Genomic DNA, 2,708 nt, shown 5'->3' with positions numbered 1-2,708 from the left:
ACGGTTCAGCTCGTCCTGGGTCCGCAGTTCCGTGGTGATATCTGTCGCATGATGAAAGGCGCCGATGATCGTCCCCTGATCGTCACGCAACGGCGCATAGTTGATCTGCCATGACGGCACTTCAAGCGCAGGATCGCCAAACGCCTCGCGGACGGTGAACGTCTCGCCTGCCAAGGCCCGCTCCATGAAACCGCGGACGATCGCGGCCTGCTCCGGCACGAACTGCTCGACAAGCGAGTCGCCGATCCGTTGCTCGATGCCGTACGCACGCCGGTAAGCATCCGCATGGGCGCGATTAAAGACCGTGATGCGAAGGTCGGCGTCGAAGGCGACGACAGGCATTGCCGTGGACTCGATGATTTCCTGATACCGACGCAGCAGCGCGGTCCGATCGGCCACCTGCTGTTCCAGGGTCTCGTTCAGCGTCCTGAGCTGCTCCTCCGACTGTTTGCGCTCGCTGATGTCGATCGATACGCCAGCCATGCCGAGCGGCGAGCCGTCTCTGGCATAGGAAGGCTGCGCCCGGATCGCCACCCATCGAATGGCGCCGGCCGGAGTTATAGTCCGATACTCGATGTCATAGTCTGCGCCGGTCGCGATGCTGTTCTCCACCGCCGCAACCATTCGGACACGATCGTCCGGATGAATGCTCTTGCGCAGTTCCTCGTAGCTGAACGGATCGTCCGGGTTGCGCCCGAAGTTCGTCCGGCACGTCTCGGACGCCGTCAGCTGACCGGTCAGCAGGTCGAGGCGCCAGGCGCCGAACCGCCCCGCCTTTAATGCAAACCGCAGGTCCGCCTCGCTTTTCACCAGCTCCGCTTCGGTGCGCTGGCGCTCGATTGATGTCGCGAGCTGACTGGTCATCGTCTGCAAGGCGTCGATCTCTCGCGACGAGAAATTCTTCTTGCGTCGCCCGAACGAGATGGTGCCGAGCAACTCCCCGCCGGCGATGAGCGGCATGCTGTAGTAACTCTCCAGCCCCAACGCCTTCAACGGGCGCACCACATCTTGGTCGGAGTGTTGAATGCCGGTGACGAGCATCGGCTCGCGACGCTCGGCGACGATGCCGCAGACCGTCTGGCCGAAATCTAGCCGGGAGGCCGATGCTTCCTGCTGCCGGGTCAGGCCGATCGCTGTTACAAGGTCCAGCGCCCCTTGGCCGCACCGATAATGGAAGCCGATATCGACGCCAAAACCGTCATGGATCAGCGCGAAGAGCTGCCTGACGGTATCCACAGGGTCCGTCCCCGCCAGCATCAGGGTCGACGCCTCGGCGATGAGGGACAGTCGTCGCGCATGCTTCTCGGCGCGAGCGGTCTCACGACGGGCGACGATCTCCGAACGTCGCAATTCCAGCTGCGACACGACCTGCGCGGCGAGCGCATCGAGCGAATGGCGCTGACGATCCGATAGAGGGGGCCGCGCCTGCGTATCCAGGACGCACAAAGTGCCGAGCACGTGATCGTCGGCAGTGATCAGCGGCGTCCCGGCGTAGAAGCGCACACCACCCCGCGTCATCGGCGTGTTCGCGAAGGCGGCATCCGCCAGCATGTCAGGAATAGCCATCGCCGCTCGTTCGAGAACGACATTCAGATCGAAGCCGGCTTCCACCGGGGCAATCCTATCGCCACTGAAGCCCACAGCCGCCTTGATGAACTGCTGCCGGCCATTGACGAAGGTGATAAGAGCGGTCGGCGTTTCGCAGATTTCGGCAGCGAGCCTGGCCAGCCCGTCGAACCCATCCTCCGGATCGCTGCCAAAGATCTCGTAACGGTCAAGCGCTTCCAGTCGGCCTCGCCCGCTGAGCAAGCCTTCTGATGTGGCCGGTGTTTCAGCCATAGCGCCCCGCTCCACCCTTCTTCCTTTGCTATATGGCATCATGAGTAACGTGGGCAGCTCGTATATGCCAATGCGGATGCGCCTTAAATCATCAGCTAGGGCAATGGGATCGAGCGCTCCGGCTACGATCGCTTTACGCGGTTCAGCACCTCTGTGACCTTGCTCACGTTATAGGGTTTCTGAAGCAGATCGAAACCATGCGAGCCTTCCTGCGCCAGGACCTGGCTGTAACCGGAGGTGAGCACGACGGGCAGACTCGGATACGCTTGGCGAAGTTCCTGTGCCAACTCGATACCGCTCATGCCGGGCATCACCACGTCGGTGAACACCACGTCGAAGCGGTCGGGCTTGGCGTTGATGAGATCAAGCGCCGACTGCGCGTTGGGTGCCCAGACAGTGCCATAGCCCACATCCTCCAGAAGCTGGGTCGCAAATTCGCCGACGAGCTGGTTGTCCTCGACCACAAGGACGCATCCGCGATTGGCGACCGACGGTCCTGTGTCCGGCATAACAGGCATCTCGCTAGCCGTGACGGCCATCGTTTGGGCGCGGGGGAGATAAAGCGTGAATTGCGTGCCTTTTCCCTCCTTGCTGGCGACGATGACCTCGCCGCCAGATTGTTTGGCGAAGCCGTAGACCTGGCTGAGCCCGAGCCCTGTGCCGCGTCCCACCTCCTTGGTGGTGTAGAAGGGCTCGAAGATACGCGCCTGCGTTTCGGCACTCATGCCCGTGCCGGTGTCGTCAATCGTCACGGTGACATAGTCGCCCGGCGCTTCGGCATGGTTACGCACCGCGGGGATGCGATCGGACGTGCCGGTCGCAATCGTGATCTCGCCCCCCTCCGGCATGGCGTCGCGAGCGTTGACGAT

General features: G+C 62.6%; 2 protein-coding genes. Both read right to left on the bottom strand.

The genetic code is table 11. From position 1 onward, the window contains the following. On the bottom strand, window positions 1–1,839 hold a 1,839-nt coding region (locus MF607_RS22350; protein WP_242122367.1), incomplete at its 3' end, for a GAF domain-containing protein. 122 nt (window positions 1,840–1,961) lie between these two features. Continuing rightward, window positions 1,962–2,708, bottom strand: a 747-nt coding sequence (locus MF607_RS22345) for an ATP-binding protein (RefSeq protein WP_242122366.1), incomplete at its 5' end; no start/stop codon positions are given.

The organism is Sphingomonas lacusdianchii (assembly GCF_022664395.1).
Classification (GTDB): domain Bacteria; phylum Pseudomonadota; class Alphaproteobacteria; order Sphingomonadales; family Sphingomonadaceae; genus Sphingomonas; species Sphingomonas lacusdianchii.
Note: the sequence above shows the minus strand (reverse complement) of the source record. Positions and strands in the feature narration are given on the sequence as shown.